Source organism: Methanobrevibacter sp., assembly GCF_045603845.1.
Lineage (GTDB): Archaea > Methanobacteriota > Methanobacteria > Methanobacteriales > Methanobacteriaceae > Methanocatella.
The window spans coordinates 1-20661 of the sequence record NZ_JAZUMY010000040.1 but is presented as its reverse complement, the minus strand read 5'-3'; the positions used below and the strand labels follow the sequence as shown (position 1 = coordinate 20661).

15 protein-coding genes are annotated in these 20661 nt (G+C 32.1%); 4 read left to right on the top strand and 11 right to left on the bottom strand.

The window, feature by feature from the left end; genetic code table 11:
• Nucleotides 1-146 precede the first annotated feature (146 nt).
• The 5 genes from ACKI2W_RS03660 to ACKI2W_RS03640 form a co-directional block, all read right to left on the bottom strand.
• Nucleotides 147-6125, bottom strand: coding sequence for a hypothetical protein (locus tag ACKI2W_RS03660; RefSeq protein ID WP_407379339.1), 5979 nt, complete (start codon nucleotides 6123-6125; stop codon nucleotides 147-149).
• 15 nt (nucleotides 6126-6140) lie between these two features.
• Nucleotides 6141-10082: a hypothetical protein gene (locus ACKI2W_RS03655; protein WP_407379337.1), complete on the bottom strand. Its 3942-nt coding sequence runs from the start codon at nucleotides 10080-10082 to the stop codon at nucleotides 6141-6143.
• A gap of 1337 nt (nucleotides 10083-11419) precedes the next feature.
• Nucleotides 11420-11839: an NUDIX domain-containing protein gene (locus ACKI2W_RS03650; protein WP_407379335.1), complete on the bottom strand. Its 420-nt coding sequence runs from the start codon at nucleotides 11837-11839 to the stop codon at nucleotides 11420-11422.
• A gap of 67 nt (nucleotides 11840-11906) precedes the next feature.
• Entirely contained in the window at nucleotides 11907-12851 is a 945-nt protein-coding gene (locus ACKI2W_RS03645; protein WP_407379333.1) for a TFIIB-type zinc ribbon-containing protein, read from the bottom strand.
• A gap of 144 nt (nucleotides 12852-12995) precedes the next feature.
• Complete coding sequence (locus ACKI2W_RS03640) at nucleotides 12996-13265, bottom strand: ATP-binding protein (RefSeq protein ID WP_407379331.1); 270 nt, start codon at nucleotides 13263-13265, stop codon at nucleotides 12996-12998.
• Nucleotides 13266-13375: 110 nt separating this feature from the next.
• On the opposite strand from ACKI2W_RS03640, the gene ACKI2W_RS03635 reads away from it, so the two are divergent.
• Nucleotides 13376-14158: an NAD(+)/NADH kinase gene (locus ACKI2W_RS03635; protein ID WP_407379329.1), complete on the top strand. Its 783-nt coding sequence runs from the start codon at nucleotides 13376-13378 to the stop codon at nucleotides 14156-14158.
• Here the strand turns inward: ACKI2W_RS03635 and ACKI2W_RS03630 are convergent.
• On the bottom strand, nucleotides 14151-14393 hold the full coding sequence (locus ACKI2W_RS03630) for a ferredoxin family protein (protein WP_407379327.1): 243 nt from the start codon (nucleotides 14391-14393) through the stop codon (nucleotides 14151-14153). The genes ACKI2W_RS03635 and ACKI2W_RS03630 overlap by 8 nt on opposite strands.
• A gap of 23 nt (nucleotides 14394-14416) precedes the next feature.
• On the bottom strand, nucleotides 14417-14947 hold the full coding sequence (locus ACKI2W_RS03625) for a TIGR00730 family Rossman fold protein (RefSeq protein WP_407379325.1): 531 nt from the start codon (nucleotides 14945-14947) through the stop codon (nucleotides 14417-14419).
• Nucleotides 14948-15521: 574 nt separating this feature from the next.
• On the opposite strand from ACKI2W_RS03625, the gene ACKI2W_RS03620 reads away from it, so the two are divergent.
• Together ACKI2W_RS03620 and ACKI2W_RS03615 are read left to right on the top strand one after the other, a co-directional pair.
• Nucleotides 15522-16199 carry an archaetidylserine synthase gene (locus tag ACKI2W_RS03620; RefSeq protein ID WP_407379323.1) on the top strand — a complete coding sequence of 226 codons (678 nt, stop codon included), beginning with the start codon at nucleotides 15522-15524 and terminating at the stop codon, nucleotides 16197-16199.
• 5 nt (nucleotides 16200-16204) lie between these two features.
• Entirely contained in the window at nucleotides 16205-16918 is a 714-nt protein-coding gene (locus ACKI2W_RS03615) for an alpha/beta hydrolase (RefSeq protein ID WP_407379321.1), read from the top strand.
• Here ACKI2W_RS03615 and ACKI2W_RS03610 read toward each other — a convergent pair.
• Nucleotides 16898-17503, bottom strand: a complete 606-nt coding sequence (locus tag ACKI2W_RS03610) for a hypothetical protein (RefSeq protein ID WP_407379319.1) — start codon at nucleotides 17501-17503, stop codon at nucleotides 16898-16900. The two genes, ACKI2W_RS03615 and ACKI2W_RS03610, sit on opposite strands and share 21 nt — an antisense overlap.
• A gap of 1 nt (nucleotide 17504) precedes the next feature.
• Entirely contained in the window at nucleotides 17505-18002 is a 498-nt protein-coding gene (locus ACKI2W_RS03605; protein ID WP_407379317.1) for a hypothetical protein, read from the bottom strand.
• Nucleotides 18003-18072: 70 nt separating this feature from the next.
• On the opposite strand from ACKI2W_RS03605, the gene ACKI2W_RS03600 reads away from it, so the two are divergent.
• Nucleotides 18073-18702 carry a stage II sporulation protein M gene (locus ACKI2W_RS03600; RefSeq protein WP_407379315.1) on the top strand — a complete coding sequence of 210 codons (630 nt, stop codon included), beginning with the start codon at nucleotides 18073-18075 and terminating at the stop codon, nucleotides 18700-18702.
• Here ACKI2W_RS03600 and ACKI2W_RS03595 read toward each other — a convergent pair.
• Nucleotides 18699-19880: an AAA family ATPase gene (locus tag ACKI2W_RS03595; protein WP_407379313.1), complete on the bottom strand. Its 1182-nt coding sequence runs from the start codon at nucleotides 19878-19880 to the stop codon at nucleotides 18699-18701. The two genes, ACKI2W_RS03600 and ACKI2W_RS03595, sit on opposite strands and share 4 nt — an antisense overlap.
• Before the next feature lie 141 nt (nucleotides 19881-20021).
• A partial coding sequence (locus ACKI2W_RS03590; RefSeq protein WP_407379311.1) for an MIP/aquaporin family protein occupies nucleotides 20022-20661 on the bottom strand: 640 nt, incomplete at its 5' end.

Sequence of the window (20661 nt, the reverse complement as noted above, 5' to 3'; positions counted from 1 at the left end):
TGAAATATTTTCACCTCGTTTAACTTAATAGAACTCAAGTTTATTGTTTTTAAAATAAACTTTAGTAAAAAAAACTTCAAAAAAAATAAAAATTCTTTTTATCATTAGTTTTTTATAATAATACCATTTTTACAGTATTATAAACATCAATTAACCTTTAATAATGTTAATTCCTCCATATTTGCATATGATGATTTTAATAAATACTGACCAGGATTTAAATTAATTTTAATCCTAGCATCACCATTTTTATCACAATATTGAGTGTAATTTACACCATTAAGATTAAATTTAACTGGCTCGCCGACTAATGGGTCATCACCGTCTTTCAGATTAACTGAAAACAAATTAGTGTTAGCTGTAATTGAAAATTCATCTGGAACACTAAATGTAGGTTTAAAATTCCAGACAACAACATTACTTGATCTTAAAAGGCCATTAGACTCATCACATACCGTTGCAATATAACGGCCTTTATTTAAATTAATATTCAATATAGCTGTACCGTTTTCATCTGTTGTTCTATGATAAAAGACTCCATTAATGTTAATGCTTACATTAGTATTGGATACTGCTCCGCCAGTACTGTTGAGAAGTTTAATTTCATATTGGCTTTGATTTCTGTAAACTTTATATAAATCATCAATAATCAAAGTAGATAACACAGTAATATTGAAAGAAGATTTGATATTCTCAAAACTTGGATAATAAACTGTTAGAATATATTCTCCAGGATTTAAATTAATATTTAATCTAACAATACCTTCATCATTGGTTTTTCTTGTATAAAAAACACCATTAATATTCATTGAAACATCAACATTATTTAAAGGATTATTTTCAAAATCGGTCAATGTCGCATAAAACTGTGAATCATTTTTATAAAATTTTACTAGATTAGAAGCATTAATCGGTGATGTGACAGTTAATGATGTTTGAACCATATTAGAATATCTATACTCATCATTTCCTTTAAATATTGAATGAATTACATAATTTCCAGGGTTTAAATTTATATTCAAACCTGCAACACCATCTTCATTTGTTGTTCTAATATATGAAACACCATTGACAATAATAGTTACATTAGCATTCCTCACTGGATAGTTGTATTGGTCTGTTAGCAAAACTGTATATCTTCCTTTTCCAATAATGGACATAGAACTATTTGCATTAATTTTTGTCAATTTTAAATTCAAATGATTTAATACAACAATTTTAGAATAGGATTCGCTTGAAAAATATGAATATGATCCATCAAAACGACAATAAACATCATATGAACCAGTGTTTAAATTAATTTTTAAACTAGCTAAACCATTTTCATCAGTGCTACGATTATATTTGACACCATTTACCGAAATACTAACAATTTGATTAGAAATCGGATTATTTAATCTATCTTTTAATTCAACATTGAAATTTGTAACCTTATCATTGAAAACAGAATAAATTGGTGCTGATAAAACAGTAAAAGTTGCATTATCTGAAACAATAGTGATATGGAAGTCAACACTATTTTTTTGATAATCATTAGTGCCTGCAAAAGTTATTTTCGCATCATATGAACCAATACCCAAATTGAAATCCCACAATACAAATCCATTCTCATCAGAAATACCAACAAGAGTTTTTCCATTAATTATACATGATAATGTTTGATTAATTAAAGGATTATTGTAAATATCTGTTATGGAAGAGCTAAATTTCTGATTTGAATATCTAAAAGTAATTGATTTGTTTATTCCAATTACAACAGGAAACTTATAGTCATCATCCACAACAAAAAGATTAGATAATACAAAATCATACTTATAATCCAAATCTCCTCTGAAATAGCTAGTAATATTATATTTTCCATAATTTAAATTGATTTTTAAACGAGCAAAACCATTATCATCAGTCATTCTTGTATAAGAAACTCCATTAACAGAAATAATAACATTTTTACCAGTTAATGGAACATTATTACTATCAGTTAACTTAACAGTGTAATAACCTGAATTTTTGATGATGATATTGGAATCCACTATTAATTTAGAAGTATCTCCATAAACCGTAAGATTTGTTAAAACAATACCTGATTCATCGAACCATTTTTCACCTTCGAAATTAGCTAAAACCAGATACCTACCAACAGGTAAAGTAATTTTTAACTTGGCTGCACCACTATCATTAGTAAAAGCATGATAAGTAACATTAAACTGACTAGAATACACATCAATGACAATTTTACGGTTTGACAATATGGTATAATTATCATCAACCAAAACATAATTTAAATAGTAATCCTCACCAACAACCTCCAAATTAGGAACACCGAATAAAATAGTAGGTGTTCTTTTAACATGAACATTGAAAATCTTTGAAATATTCTTATAAAACCTATTTCCGCCATAAATACAATTAATATTAAAAATACCTGAACCATACACTAAAGGAATAGTGAAATTACCATATTCTCCTGTAGTAAAATTAAATTTGGATATATTTTCATTACCTTTTGTTATAACAACATCTATAAATAAATCAGATAATGGATTTCCATCAATGTCTACAAGACTTGCTGTGAAATTATTGCCTTCACCAACTACAGTCAGTGGAGTTTTATTTATAAAATCCGTTGATGTTTTATTTGGATTTTCAAAAACATTAATGAAAAATGCCTCATAGCAGGACAGATAACTAGAATCTCCACCATATACAAATTCTATTAAATGCTCCCCAACATCAAAATAATCAGAAAATGTGAAATTTACAGTTGAATTTGAGGTCATAAATTCCTCTAAAAAGACACCATTATCATATAATTTAACTAATTTGTCTTTTAATAAATCACCATTTAAATCAGACAAGTTAACTGAATAATTGGCAAAATCGACTTCAGTAATATTTTCTGGACCAATCACGTCTAAACTTGTAGAAATAGTGGCATTTTCATCATTTACAATGAAAATAAAAGAACTGTTGAAAGCATTGAAATAACCGTAACTTTTAGAACGGAAAGGATTAAAAGGATAAACGTTATGTACAAAAGATTTCTTAAATTCCAGCCTATAAACATGAATACCTGGCTCCTTTTCTAAAATAGGTAAAATAAAATTACCTGAATCAGAAGTTGCAATCTTTTTACTCTGCAATATAGGGTCAATTAAATGGCCTTTAGCAAAAATGTCTGTTATATTCAGCAGCTCATCATCCCTATACAAATCAAAATAAGATAAAGAGACTTCACCTAAAGGTTCTATTTCATGACGAATAGTTCCATTATCATTAACTGTCTTATTATATTCCATTGAAAACTCAAAAGGAATAATGGAATTAACATTTGAAATTACAATTGGATAATATGAAACAAAAATAACATCCTTAAAATTAATTTCATGAGAAATATATTTAACAGTGAAATTTAAAGTTTCAGAAGCTGAACTGTGAGTCAAATCACCATTATAAACAAAAAGGTATTTATAAGTACCAAATAAGTTGGTTAATGATACATTGACTTTCCCCACATCATCAGTGAATATGGAATCAACATAAGTCCTGGATTGATAAATCTTAATTTCAGCATTGGCAATATATTCATCCTTAGAATCTATTAAAACTATCTCATAATTAAGAATATCAGTTGAATAAATATTATCCAAATCATGATCAACAGTTAAAAACATTTCAGAGGATAAAAGTGAATAAACAAAAGCGTTTTTAGTGAAAACAGGTGATCCCGCATAGCCATATGAACCCATAATTATATATTTTCCATAATCATATGTGTCATTCCAATCAACATAAGCCACTCCTTCCCATAATCTAGAAATGCCCAATATTATTGATTCATCATTGTTTTCATCATATAATATGAATGTTACGTTACCCCCTGTTACGGGATTACCCATGTTATCAGTGACATTGGCAAATAGATAACCTTCATTATTTAAAATTGTATAAGTTTGGTTATTAACAAAGGAAACTATTAAATATGAAATTGTGGCTGTTGTGTAAATAAAATCGCCATAACCGAACCCTGATAGTTTAGAATGACAATCATCCATCAAATTAGAATATAAAACCAGATTATTTTTTGTATTGTATACAGCACCACCAGTAACATTAGCATTATCAGAAGTGAAATTATTGAAAGATATAATTAAATCCAGACCTTCATTATAAATTGCTCCACCATAAACAGCAAAATTTAAATCTAAAACATTATTTTCTATTTTACCGCCATTTCCACGAACATAAACTGCTCCACCTTTAAAAGCAGAGTTATTTACAAAAGTAGAATTAGATGTGTAAACATCATGACCTGAATTATAAAGTGCTCCACCCATATTATCGGCATAATTATCTACAAACTCACAAAAATTAAAACTGGCAAGAGATCCATAATTAAAAATTGCACCACCATTTGAATAATCTGCTCCTTTTGCCACATTATTATTAAATGTTACATTAAAATAGGAATTGCCTAATCCATGATTATAACTCGCACCACCATACATAGCAGAATTATTCACAAAAGTAGAATTATAAAATGTTGAATAATCCCCATTATCATAAACAGCTCCACCATATATAGCAGAATTATTCACAAAAGAGACATTAGAATATAGGGAAAAATGATTTGTTAATTGTTCCATATCATCATAATTTAGTCTGGTTACAGAATAAACAGCACCACCATCATTTTTAGCAGAATTGTTCACAAATAAAGAATTGATTACATGGAAATTATCTCCTGCAGTATGAAAAATAGCACCTGCTTCATCCATTAAAGCAATATTATTTGTAAAGATGGAATTAATTATTGATGAAGAAATGCCTCTAGTAAACAATGCACCACCACTTGATGCAACATTTTCGTTAAATATACACTTATCAACTGAAGAATTTGCTCCAATTGTAAAAACTGCGCCACCAAATGAATATCTTGAATTATTATTGAAATTTGATGAAAAATTTGAATTGGTGATAGATATATTATCCATTTTCAGAAATACTGCACCACCACCCATGAAATAATTATTATCATATAATGAAAGTACATTATAGTCACAGTGCATTAGATGATTTCCATTAAAATAACAATTGTCAATAGAAATATTTGAATAAATATTATTGTATAAATAATCCATTAAATGTCGATTATTTGTATAATAATCAAAGCTAGATAATGCACCACCAATGTATGCTGAGTTATTTAAGAAAATGGAATTTTTAACTGTATTATTATTTCCCAAAATAGAAAATGCTCCACCTATATCTGCACAATTATTTTCAAATAGACAGTTTAAAACTTCATTATTATTGCCCCCAATAAATAATGCACCACCTTCACTAGATTTAATAAGATGTTTATTATATTCATATTCAGTAATTTTATATGAAATTGTTGTTTGATTTTTAAAAACAGAACTATAAATCTTTGTATTATTGGAAAAAGAAGCAATAGCTCCGCCTTTTCTACCCAAATTATTTTCATCATCAATTTCCCAGAAACTCATTGAATTTCCTTTAAAGTAACTGTTATTGACAATTAATGAAGCATTATTATATATGGCACCACCACAAGCATTACGCTGAAAAAGAGAACCTACAGAATTTTCTAAAAAATAACAATTATTTATTACAAGAGTATTATCATTATATATAGCACCACCACATGTAGAAGAACCCGTGATTGTAGTGTATCCATTATTTTGAATAAAAGAACAATTAACTAATGATAAATTTCCATGATTAGTAATTGCTCCACCATAACTGGCTTTTCCATTAATAAAAGTCAAATTAATTAAAACAACATTAGAATGATTTGAAATTGTAAATATATTACTTAAAAGTTTTGCATCAAAAACTGTTTTATTCATGTCATGACCAATTAAAGTAGTATTACCAGATATAATTAAATTTGTATTATTTAAACCTGAATAATTACCATTTTCAAGATATATTATTTTATTAGATTCATTTATTTGTAAAATTGAATTAATATCGCTGAATTCACTATTATTAAAGCCAACATGATAATCTACAAATTCATCACTATTTTCTGCATGAACATTGCATATACAAACAAACAATAATATTACTAATAAAATCAAATAAAACTTTTTGAAAGACATGATAAACACCAAACTTCAATCATCATCAGATTTATTTCTATAATAACCTACAATCAACAATAAAACAAATAGTAAAACAAAAAATACAGTGAAAATCACAGAATTATCAACAACATCAATATCCTTGGAAACATCATCTTTTGAAATCTCATAAGCATTTTTCGAATCTGAAGGAGTGCTTGAAAGCGGATTCACATTAGAAGATTCCTGAGAATCATCATTTGAATCAGATTGTGAAATAGAAGAATCTGCATCAATAATACCTGTTAACGGATCTGAACTTTCACCAACAGAAACAATTTCTCCATTATTTGCAATGTTGCCGCCTGAATTTTCACTGAAATCATCATCACTTCCATTTACCAAAATAATCTCATCATTTTTTACAATATTATCAGAATCAGAAGTATTTTCAACAATGTCATTTGGATATTGATTTAACTCATTTAACAAATCGTTAATAGAAATTAAGTTACCATTATTAGTCACAATATTAGTGTACTGGCCTAACATATTGTAAATATCATTTAAAGACAAATAACCATTTTTATTAGATTCAGAACTGCCAGAAGAAGAATTGGAATTACCATTTCCATTTCCATTACCTGAATCATCATTACCTCCAGAAGTACCCTTTCCACTACCTGAACCAGAATCACCATTATCCCCATTTCCATTGTTTCCATTATTATTTCCAGACGGATTATAAGGATTTATGTTTTCATAGTATTCAGAAATATATTTGCTGATAGAAGGTCCATCATAACTGCCTTTCCATCCACCAATACCCAGATATATTGAATCATCTCCAGTTAATAGAGATGAATCGGCAACATAAATTTCTTGACCGCCGTCACCATAATTTTCAAAGCGAGGCTTATAATGATGGTCAATCAGGAAATCTCTAAAGTCAGTTGTAGGTAGAATTAATGCACCACCAGAATCAAAACTATTTGATTTAAAAGAACTATCTATAATCAATAAATTTTTATCGTTAATTGCTCCACCTAAATTCATTTGTTCGGAAAAATACAAATCTGGAGATGTTTTATAAGAACCAATATGGGTAGATTCTATAGTTGAAGGATCATAAGTATAAACAACATTATCAAAGAATTTACAACCAATATACTGGGTGAATATATTATCCATAACATATGTTCCACCACCACCTAAAGGTGCGATATTCTTGTTAAAAATACAGTTTATAAAGTAAATTTCCTGAAAACTATAAGGTAAATTAGAATGATACCAATCACCATATAATACATTATATCCATAATCGTTTGCACAAGGTTGTGATCCGCTTGAATAAAAAGCACCACCAAAACCATTAGCATAGTTATCATCAAAAATACAGTCTGAAATAACAACTCTTCTTCCTAAAAATTGATAAATAGCACCGCCGAAAGAACGGGAAATAACCTCATTAAGACCAATATGTGCTAAATTTGAAGTAAAATTTGAACCTGAAATATATAAATCACTCTGATTATTATAAATCGCTCCACCAAAAACAGCTTCATTATTATTGAAATTTGATGAAATAACAGTCAATTTCCCACCAATATTATGGATAGCACCTCCAAGATTAAATTCTTCCATACTTTCTGGGACCACAGTGCCTCCTCCATAAGATTTATGATAATCTGCAAAACCGTTATCAACAAAAGTGCATCCAATTACAGTCAAATTAGCATTTCTTGAATAGATTGCAGATATTTCAGCATCTGTGAAATAACAGTTATTAACAGTTAAAGTTGCAATGGAATTATTAATCATAACCTTATTGAAAACCAGATTATTCAACTCAACAACAGAAGGAGTATTAATAATACAATCGCTTGTAATGAAAGTCTTGTCCTTAACACCGCTTACAGTCAAACCATAAGGAACATTAATATCTTTCAAAGGCAATTCATAAGAACCTTCCATCAGTTTAATGGTAAAATGATCAACAATAACATCAGCTAAAGACAAAGCATGAGCAACAGTTTTGAAAGGACTATCAAATGAACCGTCACCTTCATCATCACTACCATCATTACTTACATAAAATACTGCATCATCCATTATAACGGAGCTTTTGATATAACCAATGTTCACAAAAGTGTTGGTTAAACTGTCAAGATAACGGCCTGTTACCCTGAAATTACCGTTTAAAGAAAGTATTGCATCAAAAGATGACACACCTTTATCAACATTGAAACTTCCTGCAAATTCCCTTCCCTGAATTGCAAACTTAACGGAACCACCAGAAACGGGATTGCCCATATCATCATGCAGATAAGCAATTAATTTAACATTTGACACATTAACAACAAGCGTTCTGTCCTCTTCAGAAATTGAATCTCCTAAAAAGTTTAAAATCAGATTGTCAATCTTGCCTTTATTATGAATGTAGTGACCATTTGGAGAAGACAGCTGCATGATATTGCCGGATAATCTCAAATCACCATAATTATAGACAATGGCTGAAGTTGCAACCAAACGGGAATTTTCAAAAATACAGTCCTCCAAAGATAAAGAACCCCTATTGACAATTAAACCTGCGTAGTTTTTACGCAAAAGACCATTGACAAATGTGATATTTTTAATCAAAACTTCACAATCATCTGAAATTTCAAAAAATGTATTTGAGGAAGTGCTCTTAATGAATGTGGAATTATAAGAATCACCAATTATCTCAACGTTCAAGCCGCTGACATACAAACCTAAATTACGGCCAAAACCTGTATATGTACCATTTGCCACATGAACTATGCCTTTATAATTAATATTCCCATCAGCAATTATAAGACTTTTAAGATAAAGCAGAGCATCATTGATGCTGGTGAAAGGATTATCAAAAGACCCGTTACCATTAACATTAGATGCATCAACATATATATCAACAAGAGTATAGTTAACCACATTAATGTTGTCAGGTGAATATGCAGTGTTGTTGTACTTATATGCATCACCAATGACTGAATCATCACCTATCAATGTATCATTATTGGATGACATCCTATTGTCTGTGATAATTATGTCCTTGCAGCTACTGTCAAGCCTGATTGCATAGTCACCACCAAGGTCATAATAGGACAATATTCTATTGCCAACTATTGCAATATCATGTGTGTTCTTCATAAGCACTATAGCATTATGGCCAGTAGTAATTGCATCAAAGTTATCACTGACCTTACCTGCATCACTACCATTAACTAAAATATCATTATCATATACAACAACACCATATGTCTCATATGCTGCAATACCATAAACCGCATCACCACTGGACACTATAGTATTTGACATGATTTGTATATCATTGCATCTGAACACCTCAATATCATATACCATACTTGAGTGTGCATTGATGACATTGTTGGATATGGTAATATTATATGCTGATGTATCATCACCTATAGTATCAAAGTATTCAGATATTATACCATAAGCCAGATTAGTAGCATTCAATATAATCTCATTATCACAAATATATGTATTGATAGCATTTGTAGAATAAATTCCATTGGAATAGTAATCGCCTGTAACTTCAATGGCATTTCCTACAATCCGATTATGGGATGGTGAAAACCTTGAAAACAAATTCGAATTAAAAAGCATTTTGGAAAGTTCAATACCATAAGCATAATGTTTGGAATAGCTATTAGTGGAAGTGACAGCAATCCTATTGAATGAAATCTCATTGTTTAAAGACTCACCGCAGACATACATGCCCACAATATTAGGATAACTGTTTTCATTGAAACTCAACAGTATCACATTATTTGAAATGACATTGTCTGAAGCCTCATCAATGCATATAGGAACAGTATAGCTACTGCCAACAGTATTGTTAAAAACAAGATTTCTAATAGAAGAACCGGATCCGTCATCAGTAATCCTAATAGTGGAATTGAACATTATTGATGTAGAGTTAAAAGCAGCCAAATTCAGAGGAATATCCAAAACAATATTCCTATTCGAGATAGTACCAATATAAACAGTAGAATTTTCAGTAATATTAGGATTTATAACATATCCATCATCATCAAAATAAGAATTAAAATTAGAGTCATTGACAACTATAGGCTCATTGGAGGTTAAATCAGTAGTATTTGCCCCCCCCCCCCGATTGAAGCCTCGGCGCCAGCGGCCGAAACCACACCAAGAGATAGGAAAAATATTAAAACCAATAATAAAGATTCACGATAAGACATGATTGAACAACTCTAAAGAATACTTTATAGTATATTATGAAATAAATCGTATATAAATCTTTATAAAGTATTACTTTATAACGCATAAAATGGCTCCGTTTTAATTATCAAAAAAAGCATTTCAAAAAATCAATGTCTAATGTGAGATTGAATAACCCCACAAAACCCATGGACATTGATTAATTTTATCACTATGGTTTTTTTAGTGAAATAATTTCACTACAATAACTAATATAACATATATAATATTTAAAAATAATCATTATCTTTTAAATTAACTACAAAAAAATTACAGTACAAAAAAAGCATTATCAATAATCAATGCCTTAATGTGAGATTAAAAATCCCACAAAATCTCCAGAGACATTGAATTCATCATCAAAGTTTGTTTAGTGAAATAATAATTCACTTCGAATTATTAAAATAATTCTATTTATTAATATTTTACTTACTCCTATATATATTTATTTGAATTTGTGTGAAAAATTGATTATAATCCATTTCAGAAGGGAAAATATGCCTCTTATCAATAAAGTAGATATAATATGGAGAATATTATATCTCAATCATCATTAATATCATATAATCAAAAATTCACACCCTTAGGAGATGAAAAAAATGAATCATGATACTTATGTCATAATCTTAATTAAAATTAGGACAAATATCATTAAAAGTCTAAATGAAAGACCTTTAACAGCCAAATCGAACTTCAGCTTAAAATCCATAATTTCACCTCCTCAAACCTTGATGATGACTGAAAACATAGATTAATACTACAATCATAATAATTAATCAGCGTAGTTAAAATCATATTATTTCCAGAAGTAAGGTTATAAGGCACATTTTCAATTAATATATTATATTTCAAGCTATTTAAACTTTTTTAACAATTTAAAGACCTTAAAATTACTTTCTGATTATAATATTGCTTTAAGAGAGTTAAATTGTTTCAACTTGTAAAAAAAGTAGTGAAAGAATAATCCTATTTTTTTGATTAAAAAACCCTATAAGCACAGTTTACACAAAATTCATCTTTAAAAAATATTTCATCCCCAAAGAATCATCCAAATAGCTTTAACCTAGCTAATCAAATTTAAATGAGTTTGCTGCAGCACGTGAAAGCAGGCCATCTTCAAGCAACTGCCTGACCTCTTTTTTACCAAACCAGCAGTATTCATCATGCTCATTGCTTATTTCTACTTCATCTGTTTTTGAAGACACATTCATGATCAGCTGTATTGACTTGACCTTCTCATTGCTTTTGCATGCAGTGTAGTCATTTTGGATTACGTTGTATAGGGAGTCTATGTTTATTTCAAGGCCGGTTTCTTCTAGAAATTCCCTTTTAAGGGCTTCATCGAAAAACTCATTTCTTTTGACCTTTCCGCCGGGAATTTCCCATTTTCCAGCATCATGGCTTGATTTTGATCTTACCTTCAAAAGCAGGATTTTACCTTCAAATTCACAGATTCCTCTTGCTGCCAGTCCCCACATGTCGCTCATTATTATTCACCTGTTAAGAGTATGTCGGAAGTGATTCAAATTATTTTCTAAAGTGATTTGGGGTGCGCTATACGGCAACACCCAAATCAAGACATTCAGAAATTTCCCTGTATCTGTTTCTTACAGTCACTTCAGTTACTCCTGCAACTTCAGCGATTCTTTTCTGACTTTTCCTATCGCCCAAAAGCAGTGAAGCGATATATAATGCTGCTGCGGCAAGACCGCTCGGCCCCTTTCCGACTGTGAGGCCTTCCTTTCTGGACTCGTTAATGATTTGAATGGCTTTTGATTCAAATTCACCAGACATTTCAAGTTCACTGGCAAATCTTGGAATGTAGTCGTTTGGAGATGTCGGAGCCAGCTTGATGTTCAGTTTACGTGTTAAGAACCTTTCAACTCTTCCGATGTCCCTTCTCGTTGATGAGGACACTTCAGCTATCTCATCCAGCGTTCTTGGTATGTTATGTTCACGGCATGCAATGAAGATTGACGCTGAGACCACACCGTCTATCGTTCTTCCCCTTATCAGCTTTTCATCAAGAGCCTTTCTGTAGATTAGTGAAGCCCTTTCACGAACAGATCTCGGCAATGATAAAAGAGAGGATTTCCTGTCGATTTCCGTCAGTGCGAATGCAAGGCTGCGCTGTCTTGCTCCGGAAATTCTGATTTTCCTGTTCCATTTCCTTAACCTGTACCATTTGGCCCAATCTTTCCTGGAAATGTTTCTGTTTGCACCGTCAATATCTGTGGAAATGCCTCCATCGTGAATGGCCGGCGTTGAAGGTGCGCCATGCTGAATTTTACCGGCATCTTCAGGACCATAAACTCCTAAACCGGAACCGTTAGCGATGTAGTTTTCCTCAATTACGGTGCCGCATCTTTTGCAGGTCACTTCATGTGTTAAAGCATCATAGCTGAAATTGCTTGACTCACACTCGGGACAGATTTTTTCATTGTTTTCAACGTTTGAAACTTTTTCAGGTCTTTTTCTTAAATTTCTTTGATTATTCATTTTATTTCACTTGAAATATTTAAAAAAATTCATATAAAAACAGCTTTCAAAATACAATTTAAAAATAAGTTAACCACATCTTATAGACAGAAGTGTTAAATTAACAAATTCAATTAAAATAAGTTGCAAAAATAAAGAAGAAGATTATTTTGAAACGTCCAATGCTTTTTTAGGACAGTGACATACACAATTCAAACATAAATCACAGCGATTAGGATATATTGTCCAGATTCTTCTTTTGCGATTAATGTAGATTGCATGTCTTCTGCAAAGCATCTGGCATTTTCCGCACAGATTGCATCTGCGGCTGTTGATTGATATTTCGCCTTTCGGCCTTATCAGGTACGGGGCAATGAAATGCCCTATCAAATCCAGAGGAAGTCCGCCATGACCCCCACGATGTCTAGCTTTCAAAATTAAGTCATCTCCCATGTAACTTTAACAGTAATTTTATAATTTCTAGTATAAATATTTAGGCATGACTAAATTTCAAATATATAAGCTCAAAAAACAAAAAGATAGATATGAAATGCTATATCAACACGGACACCTACAAAGAGATTGCCTTAAAAACACAGGATAAATTAAGAGAAATTTGCAGAAAATATGACGTCGAAATAACCGGCGACATCAAAGATGCTGACATCATTTTCTCAATCGGAGGTGACGGAACATTTCTTGAAAGTGCAAGAATTGCCGAGTCAAAAGAAATTATTGGAATCAACTGCGCAACATTAGGCTTTCTAACCGAAATCAGGCCTGATGAAATTGAAAACACCATCAAGGAAATATTAGCTGAAAATTACCATATTGAAAAAAGAATGATGCTTGAAGGTGAAATCATCAAAAATAATGGTGAAAAAGTAAAAATTCCTCAGGCACTCAATGAAATATCCGTTTCAAAAAACACTTTCGGAGTTATAAGGTTTGACGCAATAATAAATGACAAGCTCATCAATTCATATACAGCCGATGGAATAATTGCAAGCACACCTACCGGATCAACGGCATATAACCTATCCTGCGGAGGACCGATTGTGGAGCCGACAGCCGAAATCATCACATTAACCCCGATAGCACCCCATACAATACTAAACAGAAGCATAGTGCTCTCAGACAAATCCGTTATAAAAATCAGAATCACAGAACTTAGAGGTGACACAAAAGCATACGTGCTCTATGACGGAAACTCGATTGAAGTTTCAGCCGGTGACACAGTCAAAATCAGAAAATCACAAAATTTTACAAAAATCATCAAGCTCAACAATCAGAGCTTCATCGACACCATACGTGAAAACATCAGTTAACCTTGATGCAGTCATTAGGACAGATCGCTTCACAGACCCTGCAGTATTTGCATGTAATCGGATTTCTAGCAACCGTCAAGTCCCCATCCTTAGAAAGAACATTGTTCGGACATGCAATTACGCATTTCTCACAGTCCGCACCCCTGCAGTTATCATTGTCAATGTCAATGTGTGATGCAATTTCGGTACCTTCCTTTTTATCCTTGTTTCTTTTGAAAAATGAACCTAAACCCATAATTAATATTTTATATATTGGCCTTAATAAAGTTTCATCATGACCTCATCAAGAGTGTGGGCCACCTCAAAGATATCAAGTGCACCAGGCCTTATCAGACCCCGGCTGTGCATCTCCCCAAGCATTTCAATCATTCTGTCATAGAAATGATTTATATTGAAAAGTATAATCTTTTTGGAGTGTCTGTTGAGGTATTTCAGGGTCAGGACTTCAAAAAATTCATCAAGAGTTCCAATTCCTCCGGGAACGATAATAAAAACATCTGACCTTTCCAGAAACAGCTTTTTTCTCTCATCCATCGAATCCGTTTTGATATACTCGCTGCAGCTTTTAAAATCATCATCAAACTCACCGATCCACTCGGGAGCGATGCCTGTGATGTTTCCTCCATTTTCAAAAACGCCCTTTGCAACGGCACCCATCATTCCATCGTTTCCTCCGCCAAAAACCAGTGAGTGGTTATTTTGAGCGATTTTAGAACCTAATTCATATCCAACATCAGTGAACTCCTTTGGAGTTTGCTTGCTTCCGGATCCATATAGACAAATTTTCATAGATATTAATATGTGATTTAAGCATTATTAATTTTAATATTTTAATAGCTGTGTTATAAGACCATGAATGTTGAAGAAAACTAGTCCATCAACTTTGTTAATATCATTCATCAAAACTCATAACTATGCCTATCACACAACTATCGACTATTTATCCTATAGCTAGGTGGAAATAATGTATAGCAATCACCAAATATGCAATTGCAACACATATTTCTTCAACCATAATATATCACCATATTTTATCATATCCTAATTAAATTTTCTGAAAGTTTTTCCAACATTTAGATTTGATAATTTATCACTGAAAATATTTAAATTAGATAGTATCTATGAATATAAAATTGATGTGAGTGAGTAAAAATAATATAAGAGGGGAAAATTGCTTTAATATAAAAATTATAGAATAAAAGGGTTTATATAGTATGAATTTCATATCATATTACAACATCATTGGATGTTCAACCATGATATTCATGGTTAAATTTTCTGAAAATAGAATGGGTCTAAACCCATTCTTTTTAATAAACTCTTTTTTAAAATATATAAATTAATAAAACCAAATATACCATTAATGAATACTAAAATACAAGATTTTATCGCAATATCTGATGTGGTATCACTGATGAATTTGCTGTGTGGCGTTTTGTCAGTTATAATGTCCATCAGGCAGGATTTTTTCACAGCAGCCATCCTTATGATATTTTCACTGCTTTTTGACTCAGTGGACGGTTGGGTTGCCCGGAAAACAAATAGAATTGACGAATACGAATTCGGAAAAAACATTGACTCATTATCAGACATAGTTTCATTTGGAGTTGCTCCGGCCGTATTTTTATATTCCTACGCTTTGCTGAACACTCCTTATCTTGAAATTCCTGCAATTATCGTGACTTCATTTATTGTAATCTGCGGTGTTTTAAGATTAACTAGATATAATGTGATTTCAAATGAAGTTAAGGGATTTATCGGTTTTCCGATTCCTGGAATGGCAATCATAATAGCTGCATTCTATTTAAGCGGCCTATTTAACATTTATCTGGCAATGATTCTTGCAATAGTCATATCACTGGCTATGATCTGCAACAGACCATATGAGAAGTTCGGAAACCTCTATCTTCTGGTTTTAAACTGCATATGCTTACTGCTGGTAGTGCTTCAAGTTCCGCTTAAGATTTACTTTGTAAATGTTCCTGCATTGATTGTTCTTCTGACAAGCCTTGCATACCTAATAATTAACCTTATCAAGTGATTAGCATGAAAAAACGATACATTATCATTATAGCTGTAATTCTTATAATTGCTGCGGCATCATTTGTCTATTTCAATGACTATTATCATGCCGACAGCACAGCATTGCAGTATTTAAACGGAAGTGAAAACGTAAGCGTTGTAAAAACGTCAAATGGAGTTTTGCTTGACGGGCCTGGAAATGACTCGGCGTTAATATTTTATCCAGGAGCTAAAGTTGAATACAGCTCATATCTGCCTTTGATGAGCGAAATAGCTGATGATGGTGTTGATGCATATATCGTTGAAATGCCACTTAACATTGCATTTCTCGGTGCAAACAGCGCCGATGATATAATAAAAGACGCAAACTATTCACATTATTTCATGGCCGGCCATTCACTTGGAGGTGTTGTCGCTTCAGGATACGCCGAAGACCACAATGTTGACGGATTGGTACTGCTTGCGGCCTACCCTACAGATGAAATCAGCATTCCTACACTGTCAATATACGGATCAAATGACACTGTACTGAAACTTGATGACTACAACAAGGCAAAACCATTGATTAAGGGCAATTTCACAGAATTTGTTATTGAAGGGGCAAATCATGCCCAATTCGGCAATTACGGCAATCAGTCCGGTGACGGGGCAGCTTCAATCAACTCAACGCTTCAGCAGAAAGAGACAGCTGATGAAATCATCACATTCATCAGAAATCTAGTAGAGAATCCGGTCTAAATCTTTCACTGCAAGCAATGTCCAGGCTAAAACGAACGCTCCGCCCATTATCAGGACTATCCAAAATACAGACATTATTAAAGACTGTTCATATACCTTCAAGAAAGGATATGGACCTGTCACTATTTTTAAAATATTCAATATTAACAGTATCACTGCATAAACAATGGTGAAATATACTGCTCTGAGATTGTTTTTGATGGTATTTCCCAGAGTATTTCTCTCAAAGAAAACAAATGACACTAAAGCAAGTATCGGACATATCACATGGACATAGAGATTAGGGCCGTCCAAGAGGAAAAACTGATAATTGAAATCATACATCGGCAGAAGAACAAATATAACCACTAAAAACGTTATCATGACTGACAACGTTGCCGAATACCTGATCAGCTCAACTGCTTTTGGAGTATCCTTTCTGAAAATGAGATATAATATGGATGATGCCAGCAAAAATATATTGGAGTCCACTGTATAGTATGTTAAATCTATACATCCCATTGACTCCAGGCATATTATTAATGCAAGTATCTCCAGAATGATTATAGCTGCATTTAAAACAATACTTAAGTCAAACTTATTCATTTTAATACCATTCTCCGTCATAATTATGAGGGTCATCATAGATTTCTTCAGGCCAGTAGTTGTCATAGATGTACTCGTCCATCCTCAGGCTGTCACCGTAGCTATGACTGTCATAATATGAGTAGGCGGAAGAAGATCCGCTTCCTGCAGTTACGGTAATTGTCTTAGTTAACGTGGCCGGATTGTAGTTGTCATTTCCCTTGAAATTAACAGTTATCACATAATTTCCCTTTGCTGAGCCCAAAAAGAAAATGTTCTGGCCGGTCTTGTTAAGTGTTTTTGTAGGCAATTTTCTGACAGCACCGCTAGGCTTGGTGATTTCTATTGAAAACTTTACTTTTGGAACGGGATTGTTGGAAGAGTCCTTAAGTGTTATTATTGCTGAGTAACCTGATGAGTCCTTTTCTATTTCAAAGTGTGTATCCTCTTTTGCCGATACGAATGACATACCCAAAAGGAATATTGCCAATACCAGCAATATCAAAAATATATTACGCATGTTAATATATTATGTTTATTTAAGTATATAAAGCTTAACTTTTAATAATTTAAAAACTAAAGTAGAAATGATGAATATTAAAAATGAAATTAAAGAGGCGTTTTCTGAAAACAAAAAGATTTTTCTAATATTGATAATTCTATTTGCAATAGGATTTGTTATAGGAGCCATTCTGGCCAATGATATAGCGCCGATTTTAATGCCTATTCTTAAAGAAGCAATGATTGAAGAAAACGCAACATCAATCGATGCGTTCAACATAATGTCCCATAATCTGAACTCCGCAATAACGATAATTTTTGCATCAGTATTTTTTGCAATATTTGCGGTAATATCAATCATTTCAAACGGATTTGTAATCGGATTTATGGCAGGATACACTGTAAAATCAGTCAATACATTAATACTATATCTTGTTCTGATTCTGCCTCACGGAATAATTGAGCTTCCTGCACTGTTCTGTAGCTGTGCAAGCGGAATACTCCTGTTTCTGTTTATTTTCAGAACAATTAAAGACAAAATCGACCATTATTCATTCTATGATGCTTTTGACAACAACAGAAATACGCTGAAGCATATGCTGATTCTGATGATAATAGCCATTGTTTTATTTGTAATAGCTGCACTGATTGAAGGATTCATAACCCCTGAGCTTGGAAATATCGCAAATCAATTAATGGGCGGAGAAAAATTATTTTAAAGGGGATAAATTCCATAAACCTCTTTTTCATGATTCAGCCAAGTTTTAAGCATTTTATCCTCAATACTATACTTTTGATTTTCATAAGCCAGAATTCCCTTATCCTTTAAATTAGTGAGATATTTGTTGAAAGTGGCTCTTGAAACATTAGTCTTTTCTAATAACTCACTCCATGTTAGGGAATCTTCATCAACAAGATTTTTAACAATATTTTTCTCAGTATTGTTTAAGCTGCTCCAGACTTTAATCCACATTATCAATATTTGTTCCATATTGGTGAAAAACGTATTTTTAACCATTTCAGAATCATATACCTGACCGCTATCCATTACATTGTAGAAACTGTTGATATATAGAGGAATACCTCGCGTGCATCCATAAAATCTATCAAAGCCATCTTTTGTGAATTCAATTTCACTCATGCATTCATCGAAATAAGATCGGGTTTCTTCTTTTGTGAATGGATTAATCCTAATCTGTTGCAAACGTCCGCCAAAAGGTCCGCTTTCCCCATTCAATTTGGATATGATTTCGGAACTGCGAGAGATTGAACCTGTGAAAATATATGAAACATTATGCTGTGTCTGATTGAAGCTTCGTATTAACCAGAAAAACTTATCCATTTTTTCAATTTCCCTAAGCTTTTGAAACTCATCAATAATAATAACAAAACCTTTAATCCCATCTATGCTGTCAACTACCTTTTGTGGAAACTCCATTACAAATCGGCTTAATTTACCATAATCGGTTTCCGTTTTAGGAATGGGAATATTGAATATTTCAGCGGCATCAGTGAAATCATAATTTTTTAATTTCAGATTATTAATTAGTTGATTTATTTTTGACTTAACAGTGTTTTGGTAATCACTATCTAGAATAGCTTTGTTCATTTCAGATAATAATTCAATCAAAACATTATTAAGTGTAAAATCTTCGTAATTCATAGAATATACATTAGCAATATCCAGATAAGCAGAAAGTATATTTGGTTCAATTTCACTTTGGAGTTTCTTTAAGAGATATGTTTTTCCAACACCCTTATCTCCTGTCAATAATATCTGTTGGGGCAAAGAGTAATTTAAAGAATCAATTTGATATTTTAATCGTTTAATATCATCTTTTCTATTATAGAAATATTTATCCAAATCGTCGTGCAGAAATAATGGCTTTGAATTCATATTAGTATATTAATTTATTTAAGTATAAAAAACTATACTAGTTCAAAAAATTAAACTTCACTAAACTAGTTCAAAAAAATATACTAGTTCAAAAAATTATACTTATAAAAAATAGTAAAAAAAGAGTATTTGAAAATACTCTTAATCTTCATTGAACGGTTGCGGTAGTGCGCATGCATCATTTCCTTTAGCAATGAAGTTATATACTAAAGCTGCTAGAATACCACCAAGGATAGGTCCGATCAAGTAAATTGGATAGTATGCCCAGAGATTTGCTCCGCCAAGTAACATGTCCATCAAATAAGGACCGAAAGTACGGGCAGGATTGATTGATGCACCAGTGAATGCTCCTAAAACTACAATAACAGCTGTTACAGTCATACCGATTGAAAGACCTGCAAAACCAGGTTCTGCTTTTTTGTCGACTGCAACACCCATAACCACAAGTACAAGGAAGAATGTTCCAATAAACTCAGCAAACATTGCCTGCCAGTATCCAACACCTAATCCGGGAGCTGTAGCACCTAATGCTCCGATGGTTACAGCACCACTTCCCAAACATAGGAATAATGCCAAACTTCCTAAACAAGCTCCAATTACTTGTGCGATAATGTAATAAACACTGTCAATCAATGAAATATTCTTGCTTACAAGCAATCCAACTGTCACTGCAGGATTCAAGTGTGCACCAGAAATTTTACCGAATAGGTAAATACATGCCATTACAGTCAAACCGAATGCAAGTGAAATTGCTATCCAATCGCCAAGACCACCAAGAATG